A 20,955-nucleotide genomic window follows, 5' to 3' on the forward strand; every position below is an offset into this window, starting at 1 on the left:
CGGTTCGCTTTTTACTCATTTCACTCTCTAGCAACTGGCTAAAATGTCAACAAGAAATATTTTTTCTTCCCACGGCGAATAACAACATATTTGCCGCCGATACGGTCTTCTTCGTTGATCACGTAATTTAAGTCTTGTTGGCGTTCGCCATTCACATAGATTGCCCCGTTTTGGATATCTTCCCGGGCTTGTCGTTTCGATGCTTCGATTTTCGAAGTAGTCAACAATTCTACAATGTTTAACTCATCATCATTCGAGACTTGATAGGTTGGGACCCCTTTGAATCCTTGTGCAATTTCGTCAGCAGACAGTCCTTTGATATCCCCATTGAACAAGCTTTCAGAAATATGAACAGCTTGCTCATATGCTTTTGCACCATGAACTAATGTGGTCACTTCTTTGGCCAACGCTTTTTGGGCAACTCGTGTTTCTGGTGCAGCTAAGAATTCTTTTTCAATTGCTGCAATTTCTTCAAGGGATAAGAAAGTGAAGTATTTCAAGAATTTCACAGCGTCACGGTCATCCGTATTGATCCAAAACTGATAAAATTCGTAAGGTGTTGTTTTGTCGGCATCTAGCCAAACTGCATTCCCCTCAGTTTTACCAAACTTGGTACCATCTGCCTTAGTAATCAAAGGCATCGTCAAACCAAACCCTTGGACTTCTCGTTCGCGACGTAGCAGTTCAATTCCTGACGTGATATTTCCCCACTGGTCACTGCCTCCAAGTTGCAATAGACAGCCATGTTCATCATAAAGATTTAGGAAGTCATAGGCTTGCAGCAATTGGTAAGCAAATTCGGTATAAGAAATTCCCGTTTCAATGCGGCGTTTTACGCTTTCTTTGCTCATCATGTAGTTGATGGTAAAGTTCTTCCCCACATCACGTAGGAAATCGATCAATTTTAATTCGCCTAACCAGTCATAATTATTGGCTAAAATTGCTGGATTCGTTTGATCCTCAAAGTCAATAAAACGAGACAATTGATTTTTGATACTTTGAGACCATTCCTTGACGGTATCTAATGTATTTAATTGCCGTTCTTGGTCCTTGAAAGATGGATCCCCAATCATCCCTGTTCCTCCGCCTACTAATGCAATAGGAACATGTCCTCGTTGTTGGAAACGGCGCAGCATCAAGATCGGTAAAAGATGGCCAATGTGCAAACTATCAGCGGTTGGATCAAACCCAATATATAGTTTCACAGACTCTTCGTTTAATTGTTTGATCAATGCACTTTCGTCAGTAGTCTGATGAACCAGACCACGACCTTTTAATTCTTCAAAAAAGTCTGAACTCATTTTTTTTCCTCCTAAATCATTACTCACTGTTCATATTAACTGAAAATCCGCCTAAAGAAAAGCCTTAATCCCATTTTGGATCAATCCCGTATTTGTTATAATTTGATTGTGATAACGAGCAAAACTATCCAAGTGCGTTGATTTTTGCTATAATACAACGGAATCTATTCTAATATCATTGAGGTGACCATTTTTGCCCCAAAATAAGAAAAAACAACCAAAATCTCCAAGTACGAAAAAGAGCTGGTTTTATTTCAATATCAGCTTGCGCGTGCTCCATTCGCTCTTTTTAGTCGCAATTTCCTTTTTGATTCTGGGCGGTTCACTCGCACTAGGTATCGGTGTTGGCTATTTTGCATTTTTAGTAGAAGATACCGCTGCCCCGTCAAAAGAAGAACTGCAGCAAGAATTAACTGACATCACAGAGACTTCACAGCTAGCTTATGCGGATGGTAGTAAAATCGCCACGATTCGATCAGATCTGATGAGGACATCGGTTTCTTCAGATAAAATTTCTGATTATCTCAAAAAAGCGATCATTGCAACAGAAGACGAATATTTCAATCAGCATAATGGCGTCGTTCCTAAAGCGGTCGTCCGTGCCCTCCTCTCTGAAGCAACTGGCTTTGGTGGTGGCGGTGGATCGACATTAACTCAGCAATTAGTCAAACAGCAAATTCTCTCAAGCGAAACTACTTTTAAACGCAAAGCCAATGAGATTCTCTTGGCGATGGAAGTCGAAAAGTTTTTCTCTAAAGATGAGATAGTCACAATGTACTTAAATATTTCACCATTTGGTAGAAATAATAAAGGGCAAAATATTGCCGGCGTGCAAGAAGCGGCCCAAGGAATATTTGGCGTCAATGCTGCCGATCTTACACTGCCCCAAGCTGCTTTTATTGCTGGATTGCCACAAAGCCCGATCGTCTATAGTCCGTACACGAATACTGGTGAAATCAAAGAAAATCTCAGTGCCGGTTTAGATCGAAAAGACTTCGTCCTCTTTAGTATGTATCGTAATCATGACATCTCAAAAAAAGAATACGACGAAGCAATGGCTTATGATTTGAAACAAGACTTCAAAAAACAAGAAGCCATTGAGCAGACCGATCAGAGTTTCCTCTATTATACGGTTCTCAATGAAGCCAAAGATATCATCGCTAAACAATTGGCGGACGAAGATAAAGTTAGCGCAGAAGAATACAGTAAAGAAGAAACCTATCAGAAATATTTAGAATTAGCACAACAAAAATTAGTCAATGGTGGTTACACAGTTACCTCTACCATTGATAAAAACATCTATAATGCCATGCAAGACGCTGTGTCCAAATATGGCTATATGCTGGATAACTGGGGCGATGCGCCCATTGAAGTTGGGAATGTCATGATGGATAATGCAACAGGCCGTGTGCTTGGGTTCATTGGTGGTCGCGATTATCAGCAAAATCAATTCAATCATGCGTTCGATGCCCAAAGACAAGCTGGATCAAGTATTAAGCCAATGCTCGTTTACGGTCCTGCCATCGATGAAGGCTTGATGGGTTCTGAATCAATGGTCTCTGATTACGCAGCTAAATGGCGCACTGGTGAAAATGCGGATGAACCAATCGTTAACGCGACAAATAAGGGAACCAATACCTTTATGTCGATTCGAGAATCATTAGAAGTCTCTAGTAATATCGCTGCGACAAACATTTTTCAAGACATTTGGGAGCAAGAAGGTGACCCATTCTTCTCTTATAAGAATTATTTGAGCAAGATGAACTATCCTGAAGACAATAGTTGGGCTTATGAGTCTGCTCCTTTAGGGGTCACCAATGTAACTGTTTTAACTCAGACCAATGGATTCCAAACGTTAGCAAACAAAGGCGTTTACCAGGAAGGTTATGTGATTGAATCGATCAAGAACAACGAAGGCGAAGTCTTGTATCAGCATGAACAAAAACCAGTTCAAGTCTTCTCTGAAGCAACAGCATCAATCATGAATGACATGATGCGCAGTGTAATTGACGAACAAAAGACGTCTAACTTTAAATCCGTTGTTAGCGGTCTGGATTGGAACCTTGGAAATGCCGATTGGGTCGGTAAAACAGGTTCGACAAACAATTGGTCCGATTCTTGGCTCGTAGTCTCAACTCCTTCCATTACCATCAGTAGCTGGTCCGGTCGTGATGACAACAAAGCCACCGATAGTAGTGCCGGAACACGTACCGCTCAATACATGGCTTATTTGATCAATCGCATTTATCAATCCGACCAGAAGGTCTTTGGAGTAGATAAAAAATTCGAGTTATCCGATGATGTCAAAAAGGTCAAAGTGTCTAAGGCTACAGGAACACTTCCAGGCGGCACGGTCACAGTAGATAACACAAGAAGAACCAATCCAAGCGACACAGTCACTTCGTATTGGACAAAAGGCGGTCCCAAAGAAGCATCCTTTGAATTTGGGATTGGCGGATCGAATGCCAATTATGCAGATTATTGGAAGAAAATCGCCCCTAGCCGAACAACAACATCTACTTCTACCAATACAGCCACGAACAATGGCTCTAGAAGTACCAATAAAGAAGAAAACGCCACGAACAATAACAATAATCAAAAAGAAGCAGAAAAAACGGAAGAAAGGAAAAACGAGCAGAAAGAGGATGACTGATTACGTCATCACAGTCATTTGCCAAAATCTGTTTTACCTGAAGAACGGGAAGCACATCGTTGCTCCTGTTCTTTTTTATATCTATATGTAAATAAAAAAACCGCTCCTAAGAACGGTTTCTTCTTTTTTCTCACTTATTTCGTTGAACTCTTTTCAGAGATACCATAGGGTAAAACAATTGTTTTTTGTTCTACTTCTTCTTTGTTCATCATTTTCGTTAGTAAACGCATCGCTACAGCACCCATGTCATATAAAGGCTGTGTCACGCTAGATAAACGTGGACGGGCAGCTTCTGCCAATAAAGAATTGTTGCTTGTAATGATTTCAAATTCTTCAGGTACTTTGACACCTCGGTCAATCAAACCGTCTAGAACACCGATAGCAAGTTCATCGTCTGTTACATATGCCGCTGTCGCTCCACTGTTCATGATTCGTTCAACTAATGCCAAGCCTTCTTTAAAGCTATAAGGCGCTTCAAAAATCAAGCCTTCTGAATAGTCTAAGTTGTTTTCTTTTAACGCTTCTTTATACCCTTTCAACCGGTTTTGACCGTTGATTGGATCAATCAATGCACCGCTGACAAAAGCGATCTTTTGATTGTTTTTGGCTAGTAAACTTACTGCATCTTTCGTAGCTGCTGTATAATCAATGTTCACGCTCCCCACTTGTTCATCGGGATCGATTGAGCCAGCAAGTACCACTGGTGTTTTTGAACGCGAAAATTCGCCACGGATTTCATCAGTGATCCGATGACCCATGAAAATCACACCGTCTACTTGTTTTGCCAAAAGATTGTTCAGTACGTTTACTTCCTTCATACTATCGCCATCGGAATTCGCCAAGATAATGTTGTATTTGTACATCGTTGCTACGTCATCGATCCCACGAGCCAATGAAGAAAAGAACATATTGCTGACATCGGGAATGATTACACCGACTGTAGTTGTTTTTTTGCTAGCCAATCCTCGTGCAACAGCATTTGGACGATAATCTAAGCGGTCAATGACTTCCAGAACCTTCTTACGTGTCGCTGGCTTAACATTTGGATTGCCGTTCACGACACGAGAAACCGTCGCCATCGAAACATTTGCCTCACGAGCAACATCATAAATCGTAATTGTTTGTTTTTCCATGATATATCTCCCTTTATTCTGTTTTCAGAAAATCTTATTTACATTTCTTTGATAGAATAGCAAACTTTTTGCGAATATGCAACCGTTTTAATTCCGCTTTCATGAAAACTTAGTCAATTTTACATATTTACGGACAAGCATTCTCCAGTAAAGCGTGCTAAAATGGAGAAAGAATACTTGAAAGAAGGTTTTTTCATGAATAAAGAAAAAATACAAGAAATGACAACGTGGTTAGCCAGCAATCAAGCTGAGGTCGCTTATATCTCAAATCCTTCAACGATTGCCTATTTTTCAGGTTTCAAGAGTGAACCTCATGAACGCGTATTAGCACTCTTTCTCTCACCTGATAATGACCCTTTCCTATTTACACCAGCTTTAGAAGTTGAAGAAGCTAAAAATAGTGGCTGGCCCTACGATGTGATTGGTTATTTAGATAGTGAAGATCCTTGGAAAAAAATCTGTTCAGAGCTAGAATCTCGTTATCACCTCAAACGATTAGCACTAGAAAAGAATGATTTGACTGTTGAACGTTTCGAAGCATTGAATGGTTTCCTTCCAGGAACTGATTTTTCACTTGATATCACTCCTGTGATCCAGAAAATGCAATTAACCAAAACAGCAGCGGAAATCGACACATTGCTTGAAGCAGGTAATTGGGCAGACGTCGCTTTTGAGATTGGTTTTTCTGCTGTCAAAGAAGGTATTTCTGAAATGGAGATCGTTGCAGAGATTGAATATCAACTCAAAAAACGCGGCGTTTCCCACATGTCCTTTGATACGACGGTCTTAGCAGGTGCCAATGCTGCAAGCCCTCATGGGGTTCCAGGTAAACAACAAATCAAACCAAATGAACTAATTCTCTTCGACCTAGGTGTGATCTGGAATGGCTATTGCAGCGACGCAACGCGTACCATTGCCTATCACGAGCCGACTGAATTGCAACGAAATATCTATGATATCGTCCTTGAAGCGGAACTGACTGCCCAAGCAGCTGTTAAACCAGGCATTACTGCGGGTCAACTGGATGAAATTGCTCGTGGGGTCATCGAAAGTCATGGATACGGTGAATACTTCAATCATCGATTGGGTCACGGAATCGGCACAACGGTTCATGAATTTCCATCATTGATTACCGGGAATGATTTGGTGATTGAAGAAGGCATGTGTTTCTCCATCGAACCTGGGATTTACATTCCTGAACAAGTCGGTGTTCGTATCGAAGATTGTATCTATGTTACTGAAACTGGTTGTGTGCCGTTTACAAAAACTGCAAAAGAGCTACTAGTATTGAATTAAAAAAGGAGATGGATTATGACGCAAAATGTATTGGTTTTAGGTGGGACACGCTTTTTTGGCAAACATCTCGTCAATGAACTGCTTACACAGGATGCGAACGTAACGATTGCTACTCGTGGAAAAACACCAGACTCATTTGGTCCAAAGGTAACTCGATTGATTTTTGACAGAGAAGATGAAGACAGTATCCGATCTGTTTTGACAAAAGAAACTTATGATGTGATTTACGATAATATCGCCTATACCTCCAATGATATTGATATTTTGATGCGTCATGTCACTACCGAACGCTATATTGTCACAAGCTCTATGTCTGTTTATCCAACTTTCCATGACAATCTGGTCGAGAAAGATTTTGATCCAACAGCACATGCTTATCGTCTTGTGACCTCAGAACAAGTGAACTATGCAGAAGGAAAACGCAGTGTCGAGGAGATTTTAAGCCAAAAATACTCACAAAATTCGGCATTTGTCCGCTTTCCTTATGTGGTGGGAATTGATGACTATACCAAACGATTCTCTTTCTATATTCAATCCGTTTGTCAAAAAAAAGCCATGTTTATTGACAATCTTTCCCATCAAATGAGTTTTATCGATTCTAAAGAAGCAGGAAAATTTTTAGCATTTTTAGGAACCAGTTCCTTTACAGGCCCCGTCAACGCTGCTGCTAAAGGTACCCTCTCACTGGCAGAAATTTTAGCTTATGTCTCAAAAGAAACTGGCATTGACCCACTTTTATCACCTACCGGAGAAGCCGGAAAATACAATGGCACGCCTGAATATTCGATAAATGTAGCACTAGCTGAAGCAAACGGCTTTCAATTCTCCCAACTATCTGATTGGATCTACTCACTATGTGATCAAGAGATCAAAAATGCTTAACTATGTGCGCCTTCGCTAAAAAAAACACATCCAAACTAGAAATAAATGCGTCTGTGATCTGTTTGATCGCAGGAACCGTGTTGTCACGGCTCGGCATTTTATCTTCGTTTGGATGTTTTTTTGCTACCGATTAAAAGCAGCTCCTTTAACTTTCAAAAGAGAAAGATTATGCTTCTGGATTATTTTTTTCCATTTTATCTTTTAATTCTTCTTTGACTTCTTCAAAATCTTCTTTCGCATCTTTGGCTTCTGATTTTGTTGTTGCTTTTACATCAGCCGCTTTTTTATTTGCTTCATGTTTCAATTCGTTTGCTGCTGATTTTGTTTCTTTTGCAGCATCATCTACGATTGGTTTAGCCTCTTCTGCCCCTTCTTTTACCGTTTCCTTCATGTCTGCAGCGGAAGATTTTGCATCAATAAAAATGTCTTCTGCTGTTTCTTGGACGTCTTCATGAAGATCACTAGCAGAATTTTTGACTTCGTCAGCAGATTTTTTGAAGCGCTCAGATAAATCTCCTGCCTGTTTTTTTAATTCTTCAACTGTATCGCTAGAAGAACTAGCTGCATTATCTTTTAAGTCATCTACTTTTGCAGTCAATGAATCAGTAAAACCTGAAGCTTGTTCGCCAAGTTTAGCTGCTTTATCTTTAGCGATCTCCACTAAATCGGTACTTTTATCTTTAGCCATATCACCATAATCAGAAGCTTTATCCAATAAATCATCGGCTTGTTTGGCTAGTTTGTTTCGCAAGTTTTTACCTGACTCGGGTGCTAATAACAGGGCTGCTACCGCTGCTGCTGTCCCACCAATTACTGCACCTAATAGAAATCCACCTTTTTTACTCATTGAAATTCCTCCTCTTATTGTTTTTTGTTACGGTCTTTGAAAAACTTCATTGCTGTTTGACCTACTTTACCAGCAACAGTTGCTTTAGCCGTTGTTCGACCTAAACTGCCAACTCGCGAGACCAAGTTCTTTCCTGAACTATTCAATTCAGAGACGCTGGTACTTAAATCTGCTACTGCAGTAAAGAGCGGATCAATGGTCGCAACTTTGCCATTTACATCCTGCAGCAATTCATTGGTCTTAACCAACAATCCCTCCACTTCTTTTGAAAGGATATCTACGTCTTGGGTGATGACTCGAATCGTGGTATTGGCTTCTTCCACTGTTTTGTCCACTTTGGTCATCGTTTTGCTTACTTGCATCAATAATCGTACAACAAAAACGACAAGTACGACGAATGCAATCGCAGCGATCAATGCTGCAATCTCTCCTCCTGTCATAAAATGTCTCCTTCCCCTTTTACTTATATTAAGAATAGCATTTCAAACGGCGTTCTACAAATAAAAGACTAGCGAATTTTGTTTTTTTTACTAAAATCTATCCGCTTTCATACAAAACCAAAAAAATGCCGAACAACTTTGATTGATCGTCAGTTGTTCGGCAAGCGTTCTTCTTACTTGTTCTCTTTTGTTGGTTTTGGCTGGGTTGCTGTTTTTTCAGTTGGTGTTAATTCTTTACTCAATTCAATCAAGTATTCTTTTAGACTGTCTTTGACTTCTGGGTGTTTCAAGCCATATTCAATGCTTGTCTTCAAGAAACCAAATTTATCACCAACATCATACCGTTTACCAGTAAATTGGCGAGCAAATACGCGTTGTGTTTTATTCAACGTATCAATAGCATCAGTCAACTGAATCTCATTGCCGGCACCTGGTTTTTGATTAGCTAAGATATCAAAAATTTCTGGGGTCAACAAATAGCGGCCAATAATTGCCAAATCACTAGGCGCTTTGTCTGGAGCAGGTTTCTCCACAAAGTTCTTCACGTTGTATAATCCTTTATCAACTTGCATGCCAGGATCAATAATCCCATATTTTGATGTGTCTTCATGCGGAACATCCATCACAGCAATCGTTGAAGCATGCGTTGTTTCGTAATCATCGATCAATTGCTTCGTTAATGGGACTTCATCTTCCATCAAGTCGTCGCCAAGCATTACCACGAAGGGCTCATTTCCTACAAAGGCTCTTGCTTGTAGGACAGCATGCCCTAACCCTTTAGGATGTGATTGACGAATGAAGTGAAGATTAACATCTGTGGTTTCTTCGACCAATTTCAATAATTCAGTTTTGCCTTTTTCTTGCAGATTCATTTCTAGTTCTAAGTTTGCATCGAAATGGTCTTCAATTGGGCGTTTTGCTTTTCCGGTAACGATCAAAATATCTTCGATCCCTGATTGTAAAGCTTCTTCAACAATAAATTGGATCGTTGGTTTATCAACGATCGGCAACATTTCCTTAGCCATTGCTTTTGTTGCCGGTAAAAAACGGGTCCCTAATCCTGCTGCTGGAATAACTGCTTTTTTTACATTCATTTGTCTCTCTCCTTATCGTTACTTTTCAAGCGTAAACTCGTTCTCTTCTTTGCCATCTCTCAGCATGATTTCTTTGGCTGCTTGTTCGATTGCTTTTCCTTCATAAAGAACAGAATAAATGGTTTCGGTGATCGGCATTTCAACACCTAAAGCTGCTGCCAGTTCTCGCGCTGCTTTTGTCGTCGCTACACCTTCAACGATCATTCCCATGTTTTCTAATACTTCATCCAAACTGTGTCCTTTACCAAGTAAGTTTCCCGCACGCCAATTTCGTGAATGAACACTCGTACAAGTCACAATCAAATCACCGACACCACTCAAACCGATAAAGGTCAATGGATTGGCTCCCATAGCTACTCCTAGTCGGCTGATTTCAGCTAACCCGCGGGTCATGATCGCCGCTTTTGCGTCGTCTCCAAAGCCTAAACCAGCAATTGCTCCCGCACCGATTGCGATGATATTTTTTAATGCTGCACCAGTCTCAACCCCGATTACATCATTGTTCGTATAAATACGGAAATAGTCATTCATGAACAATTCCTGCACATATTTTGCTGATTCTTCATTTTCACTCGCTGCAGTAATGGTAGTAATATCATGGACAGCCACCTCTTCTGCATGAGAAGGTCCAGATAACACAACAATATCTTGTCGTTTCTCTGTAGGAATCTCTTCTGCCAAAATTTCAGATATTCTCTTGTGACTTCCTTGCTCTAATCCTTTCGATGCATGGATGATCACGGGACGATTGGTTGCCTTTTCGGCAAACTCTTTAGCGACCGCCCGAATTGCTTTCGTCGGTACAACGAAAAGAATGGCATCTGCATCAATGATCGCTTCTTCAAGAGCCTTAACACCTAAAATATTTTCTGGTAGCTTCAAATCCGGCAGATAATGACGATTCGTATGGTACGTATTGATTTCATCGATTTGAGCTGGATTGTTGCCCCAAATTTTCACTTCATGACCATTCTCGGATAACACTTGCGCAAGCGCAGTCCCCCAAGAGCCAGGGCCTAATACGGCTATTTTTTGTTTCACGATGGAAACCTCCTCTGTTCATTTACAATAAAACTTCACTCAATCATTTTACCATAGTTGCTGAAAAATAACTGCTAGATTACATATTCATTTTCTCCATAGGAACGGTTGTAATCTTTTACTTTTGTTTTTTTACGGCGCCAGATCAAGACGATGATTGCACCAAAGAATAACACAGCTGATAAGACTTGCGATACTCGGATCGGTCCAAACAAGTACAAACTATCCGTTCTCATTCCTTCAATGAAGAAGCGTCCAAAACCGTACCAGATCAGATACCCTAGGAAGACTTCGCCTTCTTTTAAAAGTCCTTTTTTCTTACGGAGTAAGACCAAAACAATAAAACCTAAAACATTCCAGACAGATTCGTATAAGAATGTTGGTTGTCGATAAGCTCCATCGATATTCATATTATCAATAATAAAATTAGGTAGATGGAGACTTTCTAGAAAGGAACGGCTGACTTCTGCGCCGTGAGCTTCATGATTCATGAAATTCCCCCAACGTCCAATTCCTTGTGCCAACAACACGCTAGGTGCTGCAATATCCAAAAAGGTCACTGGTGAAATAAAATTGCGTCGGCAAAAGAAATACAGCCATATTCCTCCAGCGATCAAAGCCCCATAGATTGCCAATCCCCCAGAACGAGTATTGAAAATTTGAATTGGATCTTTCAAATAAGGTTCTAAATCAAATAGGACGTAATACAGTCTGCCCCCGATAATTGAAACTGGCAAGCCAATCAACATAAAGTCCGTTACATCATCGGCCTTCAATCCCACACGGACTGCTTCTCTCGTACTCAACCACATCGCAATGATGACACCGGAGACAATAATGATCGCATACCAATAGATTGGCAGACCGAACAACTCAAAAGCAACACGATTTACTAAAGCTAACATATAAACTGTTCCTCTCTAATTTCCAGAATTTTCTTCGATCAACTGTGTCAATCGATTCTCAAACGTTTGTGTCGCATCATAACCCATTGTTTTTGCCCGGAAATTCATGGCTGCAACTTCAATAATGATGGCGACATTTCGTCCGGTTTTTACTGGAATCTTGATTTGCGGGATATCTACTTCACCAATCTGAACAGTTGTATCATCCGTACCTAAGCGATCATATTTTTTATCTTTAGCCCACGCTTCAAGGTAAACTGCCAACTGCACTTGCATATAGCCTCTGACTGCACTGGCACCAAATAAGTTCATGACGTCGATAATTCCGATTCCGCGAATTTCAATTAGATGTTGGAGGATTTTGGGCGGTTCTCCCACCAGTGTCAGTTCATCTTGCTTATAAACATCTACTCGATCATCAGCAATCAGCCGGTGTCCACGCTTGATCAACTCTAATGCCGTCTCGCTTTTCCCGATGCCACTATCTCCTTGAATCAAGACACCTAATCCATAAACATCTACCAAAACTCCATGTACGCTTGTTCGAGCTGCTAATCGTCCATCTAAATAGCTCGAAAGTTCACCTAGCAATCGTGAAGTTGAAATAGGCGAACGCAAAATTGCGATATTGTGCTCTGCACAAGCTTGGATCATTTCCTCTGGGATAGCCAATCCTCTGGAAACAATGAATCCAGGTGTATCTTCTGAACACATTTTACGCAAGACCATCAACCGCTCTTCCGGCATCATTCGTTCAGCAAAAGTAATTTCTTTACTTCCAAATAGTTGTAATCGATCATGGGAATAATAATTGAAATAGCCGGTCAATTCCAACCCCGGTCGCGAAATATCCCCGGTGATGATTGTCCGTTCCAAACTTGTTTCATCCCCTTGGACGATCTCTAAGTTCAAAGCCTCAGCCAACTCATTGACCTTGACGGTTTCTGTCATAATAGTCCCTCTCTTCATCTCCATTGATTCTTCAGCTGCTTCTTTTTCGCAAACTGTTCCTCTCTATTTTATCATTCTATCTTAAAACTTACTACACGTGTTATTGGAACTACCTATTTCTTTTTATTTTATGCTATTATTTTTAAAGAGGAGGGATTTAATTGAAATTTTCAGACTATACTTACGTACGACCAGATTTTGATTCTTACAAACACAATTATTTGGAAGCGTTACACAACCTTGAGGAAGCAGCCAACCTTGAATCTGCGAAAGCAGCCATCGATGAATTGAATTATTTGCGGGGAACGATCGACACGGCAGTCAACTTGGCTTCAATTCGACACTCAATTGATACGACGGATCCGTATTATGAAGCAGAAGATACATTTTGGAATGAGTACCAGCCTCATTTTGAATCACTGGATTTTCGTTTCTACCGTTGTCTACTCGCTTCACCGCTAGTGGAAGAATTAAAAACTATCTATCCAGAAACGTTCTTTTTATTTGCTGAAAGTCGCGTGAAGTTATTTGATGAATCACTGATCGAATTATTCCAAAAAGAGAATCAACTGACTTCTGATTACGGCAAATTGATTGCTTCCGCCCAGCTGGAGTTCCAAGGAGACAGCTATACCCTTGCACAACTACGCCCTTTTACTGAACACAAAAATCGTGAAATTCGTTTGGAAGCAATAAACATTCAAACAGCATTTTTTGCTGAAAATGAAACGACATTCGACACAATTTATGATGAATTGATCAAAGTGCGTACAGAAATCGCCCATAAATTAGGCTTCGAAAATTATGTTGCTTTTGCAGATGTCCAAATGAACCGCTGGGATTATGATCGCAAAATGATCGAAACCTATCGAAAGGAAATTTTAGAAAAAGTTGTCCCAATCACTCAAAAGCTGTATGCCCGCCAAGCAAAACGTAATCAGCTATCAAAAGCCACTTTTGCGGATTTGCCATTGGTCTATCCGAACGGAAATGCAACACCGAAAGGCACCGCAAACGAATTAGTGGAGAAAGCCCGTACCATGTATCATGAACTGTCTCAAGAAACAGGTGAATTCTTTGACTTCATGGTTGATCATGAGCTCTTGGATCTTTTAAGCAAAAAAGGCAAGCAATCTGGGGGTTACTGTACCTTTATCCAGGAATATCAATCTCCTTTTATTTTTGCGAATTTCAACGGGACTGCTGCTGATGTAGATGTCTTGACTCATGAAGCTGGTCATGCATTTCAAGCGTTTCAGTCTCGTTGGATCAAAGAGCCAGAAATTCTTTTTCCAAATTTCGAGTCTTGTGAGATTCATTCCATGTCAATGGAATTTATCGCTTGGCCTTGGATGGATGCTTTTTTTGAAGAGGAAACTGCAAAGTACAAGTTCGCTCATCTGGCTAGCAGTCTACAATTTCTACCTTACGGCGTGTTAGTTGATCACTTCCAACAAGAAGTCTACGAAAATCCTGATTGGACTCCAGAGCAACGCAAAACTTGTTGGAGAGACCTGGAACGCCGCTATTGTCCAGAACGTGACTACAGTGAATTTCCTGATTTGGATCGCGGGCTTTACTGGTTTAGACAAGGACATATTTTTGAGTCACCCTTTTATTATATCGACTATACGTTAGCTCAAGTTTGTGCCTTTCAATTTTGGTATCGTTCGATCGTAGCCCAAGATCCTACTGCTTGGCAAGATTATTTGGCCATTTGTCAAGTCGGCGGCACACAAACATTTCTTGAAATTCTCGAAACAGCTCACTTACGTTCGCCCTTTGAAAAAGGTGCGTTAGATGATACTCTGAAGGCTGTTGATGATTACCTAGAGAATGTTTCCGAAGAACAACTAAAATAGACCACACAATCCACGGAACGAACGAATCATCATTGATTTGTTCGTTCCATTTTTCATTGCAGTCCTTTAAATAAACGACATGCAGTCACGAACTAGTCAACCAGGTACGTTAAAAGAATAGTCAGCTCTTTTTTTGCCAGCTGCTAGGACTAACTTACTAAGGACCATCAAAAAAGCAACGAATACTCGCTGCTTTCTTGCTTGGCTATTGAGCCAGTTTTATAAGCTTATTCGTTCGCTTTTTTCTTTCTTCTAAAGAAGAAGGTAACAACAAGCCCAATGAATGCAATCCCCACTAATGGATAAACTTGATTGTCACTCGAACCAGTTTTTGGCAAAACTCGCTGTTGACGATCTTTAGCAGTTGCTTTGATCAGCTTACTTCCATCATTTGACTTTGGATCAACTGGTTTAGTTTGATCGTTGTTGTTAGATTTTTTTCCATCGTCCGTTGCTGGTTGTTTTTCGATCACTTGAATCGTAGCCGTTGCCGTAACAGCCAATTGTTTGGTTGTCCCAAATATGCGCTCAAACAGCGCTGGATTTGCTACTTTCTCATCTGAAACAACAGAATAGTTCACCTGATAAGTACCGACCTTGCTGGTATCAACAGATCCTTCAATAAGAAGTCGTTCAATTGATAGGGTATTGCCCTCACGATCAGTTGCTGAAACAAAATTGTTCTTAGCCTCCCATTGATCGCCTACATACACTACTGAGTCCTTAACAACTACGCTTGTTTGATCTGCTAAAACTGTGATCGTAGCTACTGCTTCGACTTTTCCATTGCGGTAGCTGACTTCATATTTTCCGGGTGTCGTAGTGTCTACCGTACCTGTGACGGTTACATTAGCGAGTGATACTGTTTTTCCATCTTTATCTGTGGCGGATACAAAGTTGTCTTCCGCCTGCCAAGAATCTCCTACGTAGAGCGTACTATCTTTGGCTACCACGGTTGCTTGATCAGACACGACGGTGATCGTTGCCACTGACTTAGCTGTTCCATTGGTATAGGTCACTTGATAACTACCTGCTTTTGAAGTATCGACATCGCCGCTAACAGTCACTTCAGCGATTGACAATGATTTTCCATCTTTATCTGTAGCAGAAACAAAATTGTCTTCGGCTAGCCATGTGTCTCCTACATACAATGTGCTGTCTTTTGCTTTGACGCTTGTTTGATCTGCTAAAACTGTGATCGTAGCTATTGCTTCAACTTTACCATTGCGGTAGCTGATTTCATATTTGCCAGGTGTCGTAGTATCGACATCCCCTGTTATATCCAATTCAGCTACTGACAACGTTTTTCCCTCTTTATCCGTCGCAGAGACAAAGTTATCTTCTGCCTGCCATGTGTCTCCTACGTAGAGCGTACTATCTTTGGCTACCACGGTTGCTTGATCAGACACGACGGTGATCGTTGCCACTGACTTAGCTATTCCATTTTTGTAGGTCACTTGATAACTACCTGCTTTTGAAGTATCAACATCGCCGCTAACAGTTACTTCTGAAAATATTACGTTATTGCCTTGTTTGTCCGTCGCAGAAACAAAGTTGTCCTCAGCTTGCCATGTGTCTCCTACATACAATGTGCTGTCTTTTGCTTTGACGCTTGTTTGATCTGCTAAAACTGTGATCGTAGCTATTGCTTCAACTTTACCATTGCGGTAGCTGACTTCATATTTTCCGGGTGTCGTAGTGTCTACCGTACCTGTGACGGTTACATTAGCGAATGATACTGCTTTTCCGTCTTTATCTGTGGCGGATACAAAGTTGTCTTCCGCCTGCCAAGAATCTCCCACATAGAGCGTACTATCTTTGGCTACCACGGTTGCTTGATCAGACACGACGGTGATCGTTGCCACTGCCTTAGCTGTTCCATTGGTATAGGTCACTTGATAACTACCTACTTTTGATGTATCAACATCGCCGCTAACAGTTACTTCTGAAAATGTTACGTTATTGCCTTGTTTGTCCGTCGCAGAAACAAAGTTGTCCTCAGCTTGCCATGTGTCTCCTACATACAATGTGCTGTCTTTTGCTTTGACGCTTGTTTGATCTGCTAAAACTGTGATCGTAGCTATTGCTTCAACTTTACCATTGCGGTAGCTGACTTCATATTTTCCGGGTGTCGTAGTGTCTACCGTACCTGTGACGGTTACATTAGCGAGTGATACTGCTTTTCCGTCTTTATCTGTGGCGGATACAAAGTTGTCTTCCGCCTGCCAAGAATCTCCCACATAGAGCGTACTATCTTTGGCTACCACGGTTGCTTGATCAGACACGACGGTGATCGTTGCCACTGCCTTAGCTGTTCCATTGGTATAGGTCACTTGATAACTACCTACTTTTGATGTATCAACATCGCCGCTAACAGTTACTTCAGCGATTGACAATGATTTTCCATCTTTATCTGTAGCAGAAACAAAATTGTCTTCGGCTAGCCATGTGTCTCCTACATACAATGTGCTGTCTTTTGCTTTGACGCTTGTTTGATCTGCTAAAACTGTGATCGTAGCTACTGCTTCGACTTTTCCATTGCGGTAGCTGACTTCATATTTTCCGGGTGTCATAGTGTCTACCGTACCTGTGACGGTTACATTAGCGAGTGATACTGCTTTTCCATCTTTATCTGTGGCGGATACAAAGTTGTCTTCCGCCTGCCAAGAATCTCCCACATAGAGCGTACTATCTTTGGCTATCACGGTTGCTTGATCAGACACGACGGTGATCGTTGCCACTGACTCGGTGTTTCCATTTTTGTAGGTCACTTGATAACTACCTGCTTTTGAAGTATCAACATCGCCGCTAACAGTTACTTCTGAAAATGTTACGTTATTGCCTTGTTTGTCCGTCGCAGAAACAAAGTTGTCCTCAGCTTGCCATGTGTCTCCTACATACAATGTGCTGTCTTTTGCTTTGACGCTTGTTTGATCTGCTAAAACTGTGATCGTAGCTACTGCTTCGATTTTTCCATTGCGGTAGCTGACTTCATATTTTCCGGGTGTCGTAGTGTCTACCGTACCTGTGACGGTTACATTAGCGAGTGATACTGCTTTTCCATCTTTATCTGTGGCGGATACAAAGTTGTCTTCCGCCTGCCACGAATCTCCCACATAGAGCGTACTATCTTTGGCTACCACGGTTGCTTGATCAGACACGACGGTGATCGTTGCCACTGACTTAGCTATTCCATTTTTGTAGGTCACTTGATAACTACCTGCTTTTGAAGTATCAACATCGCCGCTAACAGTTACTTCTGAAAATGTTACGTTATTGCCTTGTTTGTCCGTCGCAGAAACAAAGTTGTCCTCAGCTTGCCATGTGTCTCCTACATACAATGTGCTGTCTTTTACTGAAATACTGGATAAATCTTTTTCTGGTGTGATTCCAATAGATATCTGGTTACCCGTTCGATTGACTTTTACATCCATACCAGATTGAATATCTTCTGGAACAACATATCCTTCAGGGACTTTTGAAACGTATACCTTGTATTTACCTGTATAAATATCTGTCAACTGTGACTCGCCTACTTGATCAGTGGTGGTGTTGATCACAGTTCCAGTCAACTGATTGATTAACATTAATGAAACTCCAGCAATCTTTTTTGTCGGCCTTTCTGTATCAAAGACATCAAGTAAAGCAGACGTTTTATAGATAATCCCTTCCGAATCACCTGCTGAAAATTGCAGATTTGCGATAGTGGATGTCGCGGTGCGCTTTGCTTCGGACAATGTATCAATCGTCTCGGATGAGATGGTGGCTGATGCAGAAATTTGACCAGCGTTTTGAGAAAGGACGGTATAGCTGATCTCCACGTTCTCCTTAAGCACATAGTTTGCAAAAACCAGCTGAATCTCACCATTAACTTTCTCTACTTTATAACTATCATCAGGAACATTTGAGATTCTGATGGAGTTTGGATCGATTTCTCCATTGGTGTTACCAATAGATTTTAAGCTGAACGTTGGATTTACAACTTTCTTTGTTCCATCATCAATGTTTTTCGTTTTCACAGTGACTTGGGTTACGTTTTTTGCGCTAGTAACTGTCCTTTGACTAATATCGATAATGTCTGTTGCGGTATTAGAGACAGTGACCGTCGATGACCCTTGTTGATTACCATACAGTGGTTCTTTAGAAAATCCCGGTATCAGAATTGATTTCATTTCCTGCCAACCATTTGCATAATGATAGGCAATGATGTATCTGTGATTAGTTGTCCCAAAATCGAACGTATAATAATTCGTCGCTTCATCATGCGTGATGGTAGGGTAATTCGGATCTGTTTCTTTCATGACTTGCGTATTGTATTGCCCCCGATCCCAGTATTGAGGATAAATCCCGTCCACTTGATCATTGGAGACATCGATAATGGAAAATACGACATCTGTATTCATTGGTACATGTGTTTGTACCTTCAGATCTTTGATGGTATCTTGCCGGGCATTAACTAAAAATTGATTTTTGCTTCCTTGCAACGTTTGTTCTGAATAGTTTTTTCTTCCAGTGGTAACTGTTGTATTGACAGTATCCAAGCCATCCGCTGAGATACTAATCGGAATTTTATCTACTGGGATCCGCGTTGTAGAAGCGAGACTGTCTGGCACATAATTAAATCCAATGTCAAATTGAATTGAACGATTGATTGGCGTAATAAAAGTAACTAAGGACCCTCCCTCAACCTTCTCGATACGGTAATCTTGATCGATCTTGTAATAATAGTTCACTTCTGGAACTTTTCTAAGTGTCAAATAATCTGGATGTTCGACGAAGATTTTAAGATTTTCGACAGGTTGTGTTGTGCTTCCTTCAACGTTGACTGAAGTATCATTTGCATAGGCACCATTTTGGTTGTAGTTCCCCCAAGCTGTCTCAGCTGAATTAGGATATAAAACTGAGATCGGTTGTACATAATCATCCCCAATCACTTTGAATTTTTCATTGGGAATCAAAGGAGTCGTGACATTCATGACGATGTCTTTTTGATCAAAAGGAACCGTAAGATGAATCATGGAAAATGCTAGGTTACTGTCTTTGGTTGCCGTCAAGGTCAACATGCCGTTAGAATTTTCGACTTTAAAGTATTCATCTAAAGGTACATTTTGATAAAAAGCATCATTGACCATTAGTTGCTTCACTGTAAGTTCCTGTCCATTTTCAGCGGATATCGTTATCTGCTGTCCTTTTTTCATTTCAGTTGGCATGCCATGTAATGTTAAATAGTAGGATCCCTTTTCATTGGAATATAAATTTCCACCGGCAACAGCTGTATAATACCTTGATGAAATTTCTTTTTCAGTTTGACTAGTTTTTGCCACAAAAGAAATTCCACGGTACTCCCCAGCCGATGGTTCAAGATTTACTGATCCAAAACCGGTGGTTGGATAGTTTTTGTAATAAGAATACTGATGGTCACTAATTTCAGATAAGCTCATCGTGAATTGATAGACAACACCATAAGCCTTTTGCTGATCCATTTGTTTGATCTCAACTGCTGTATTTTGTAAGTCATTAGCTGTAATTGTATAATCTGTGCCAGCGACTAGCTCCGTTTGCGTTTCTGGCTTGATATTTCCTTTGATATCTACATCATAGCTATAAACCTTTAGTGGTTGCGATTCTATTTTTTTGAAAACTGCTCCTGGGATGTCAATAAGTTGCAAAGAGAGTGTTTCCGTTCCCGAGAGCTTGCGGTCTAAATTATAATACACTGTACCATCTAGACCAAAAATGTTTTTTTGTTGCTCGTACTTCAATGATTCGACATCTTCATAAAGATCGATCGCATAACTGGTTTTATTTAGATCATCAATTGTCACTTTGATTTGCGGGGTACTTTCTGAATAAAGATAACTCTTTAATTCAAGGGAAAATGTTGCATCGTGGATAGCTTGATTAAAAGTGATCGTTACTTGACGATTGGCACTGTCTACTTGCCAAGTCGCATCGATGCCTTGAATCGTCCCTTGATTATCGGTAAATCCAAGGGTGTCCGGCAAACTAAAAACAACAGTTGTTCCAGCTAAGTAATCTTCGTCAATGATTTCAAAATCCAATTTTAGTTTAACTGGTGTATTATTTAGCACTCTTGTTTCCTGTGTTTGGCTGTACTCTTCATCAGCCATCGTAAGCAGTGTTCCTTTCTTTAAAAGTTCTTGCGCCTTTATTTGTCGATTGGAACGAGAAGCATTTTCTTCTTTCTTAGCTATTTTGGGATCAGTAGAAGATTTGTTGGTTTCAGTTTCTGCAACACTAGAATCTTTTATACCTGATGTTTCCTCACTTTGATCCACTTCGTTCTCTTCACTGGAAGAAGTATCAGCTTCTTCTTGACTACTAGCACTTGAAGTGAATGAGGAAGCTTCTTTTTCAGATGAAGCCAAGATAGGATCTTTTTCTTTGTCTATTTTACTAGTTGTTTCAGCTGGCTGATCAGCCTCAGATGTTTCAGCAATTACCAGTATTGGCGTTGTGATCTGGGTAAGACTCAACGCAATAACAACCATACTTTGTTCTATTTTTTTAGTGATTTTCTTCATTATTC

General features: G+C 40.6%; 13 protein-coding genes. 4 read left to right on the forward strand and 9 right to left on the reverse strand.

Annotation, left to right across the window (positions count from 1 at the left end; all coding sequences use genetic code 11):
• Positions 1 to 38: 38 nt before the first annotated feature.
• The gene (tyrS, locus tag HED61_RS12440) at positions 39 to 1,301 is read right to left on the reverse strand and encodes a tyrosine--tRNA ligase (RefSeq protein ID WP_081131618.1); all 1,263 of its coding nucleotides are present in this window, start codon (positions 1,299 to 1,301) and stop codon (positions 39 to 41) included.
• A gap of 193 nt (positions 1,302 to 1,494) precedes the next feature.
• On the opposite strand from tyrS, the gene HED61_RS12445 reads away from it, so the two are divergent.
• A complete protein-coding gene (locus HED61_RS12445; RefSeq protein ID WP_219644999.1) occupies positions 1,495 to 3,954 on the forward strand; it encodes a transglycosylase domain-containing protein in 2,460 nt (819 codons plus the stop codon).
• Between the two features lie 134 nt (positions 3,955 to 4,088).
• On the opposite strand, the gene ccpA is transcribed toward HED61_RS12445, so the two are convergent.
• Positions 4,089 to 5,087, reverse strand: a complete 999-nt coding sequence (gene ccpA / locus HED61_RS12450) for a catabolite control protein A (protein WP_060815299.1) — start codon at positions 5,085 to 5,087, stop codon at positions 4,089 to 4,091.
• Positions 5,088 to 5,282: 195 nt separating this feature from the next.
• Here ccpA and HED61_RS12455 point away from each other — a divergent pair, with 195 nt between their 5' ends.
• Both HED61_RS12455 and HED61_RS12460 read left to right on the forward strand, forming a co-directional pair.
• The gene (locus HED61_RS12455) at positions 5,283 to 6,383 is read left to right on the forward strand and encodes an aminopeptidase P family protein (protein WP_156247409.1); all 1,101 of its coding nucleotides are present in this window, start codon (positions 5,283 to 5,285) and stop codon (positions 6,381 to 6,383) included.
• Between the two features lie 15 nt (positions 6,384 to 6,398).
• Positions 6,399 to 7,265, forward strand: coding sequence for an NAD-dependent epimerase/dehydratase family protein (locus HED61_RS12460; protein ID WP_219644998.1), 867 nt, complete (start codon positions 6,399 to 6,401; stop codon positions 7,263 to 7,265).
• A 166-nt stretch (positions 7,266 to 7,431) separates the two neighbouring features.
• On the opposite strand, the gene HED61_RS12465 is transcribed toward HED61_RS12460, so the two are convergent.
• The 6 genes from HED61_RS12465 to hprK all read right to left on the reverse strand — a co-directional run bounded on the left by HED61_RS12465 (position 7,432) and on the right by hprK (position 12,543).
• Entirely contained in the window at positions 7,432 to 8,112 is a 681-nt protein-coding gene (locus tag HED61_RS12465) for a YtxH domain-containing protein (protein WP_003126236.1), read from the reverse strand.
• Positions 8,113 to 8,126: 14 nt separating this feature from the next.
• Positions 8,127 to 8,552: a DUF948 domain-containing protein gene (locus HED61_RS12470; protein ID WP_113849578.1), complete on the reverse strand. Its 426-nt coding sequence runs from the start codon at positions 8,550 to 8,552 to the stop codon at positions 8,127 to 8,129.
• 173 nt (positions 8,553 to 8,725) lie between these two features.
• Positions 8,726 to 9,646: a UTP--glucose-1-phosphate uridylyltransferase GalU gene (galU, locus tag HED61_RS12475; protein WP_003126234.1), complete on the reverse strand. Its 921-nt coding sequence runs from the start codon at positions 9,644 to 9,646 to the stop codon at positions 8,726 to 8,728.
• An 18-nt stretch (positions 9,647 to 9,664) separates the two neighbouring features.
• Positions 9,665 to 10,687: an NAD(P)H-dependent glycerol-3-phosphate dehydrogenase gene (locus HED61_RS12480; protein ID WP_113849577.1), complete on the reverse strand. Its 1,023-nt coding sequence runs from the start codon at positions 10,685 to 10,687 to the stop codon at positions 9,665 to 9,667.
• 74 nt (positions 10,688 to 10,761) lie between these two features.
• Positions 10,762 to 11,592, reverse strand: a complete 831-nt coding sequence (gene lgt / locus HED61_RS12485) for a prolipoprotein diacylglyceryl transferase (protein WP_103299686.1) — start codon at positions 11,590 to 11,592, stop codon at positions 10,762 to 10,764.
• Positions 11,593 to 11,607: 15 nt separating this feature from the next.
• Entirely contained in the window at positions 11,608 to 12,543 is a 936-nt protein-coding gene (gene hprK / locus HED61_RS12490; protein WP_003126230.1) for an HPr(Ser) kinase/phosphatase, read from the reverse strand.
• 161 nt (positions 12,544 to 12,704) lie between these two features.
• Here hprK and HED61_RS12495 point away from each other — a divergent pair, with 161 nt between their 5' ends.
• Positions 12,705 to 14,405, forward strand: a complete 1,701-nt coding sequence (locus HED61_RS12495; RefSeq protein WP_103299684.1) for a M3 family oligoendopeptidase — start codon at positions 12,705 to 12,707, stop codon at positions 14,403 to 14,405.
• 227 nt (positions 14,406 to 14,632) lie between these two features.
• Here HED61_RS12495 and HED61_RS12500 read toward each other — a convergent pair whose 3' ends face one another.
• Complete coding sequence (locus tag HED61_RS12500; protein WP_234981393.1) at positions 14,633 to 20,950, reverse strand: bacterial Ig-like domain-containing protein; 6,318 nt, start codon at positions 20,948 to 20,950, stop codon at positions 14,633 to 14,635.
• Positions 20,951 to 20,955: the final 5 nt, after the last annotated feature.

Source organism: Enterococcus gallinarum, from assembly GCF_021496385.1.
In the GTDB taxonomy this organism is placed as follows: domain Bacteria; phylum Bacillota; class Bacilli; order Lactobacillales; family Enterococcaceae; genus Enterococcus_D; species Enterococcus_D gallinarum.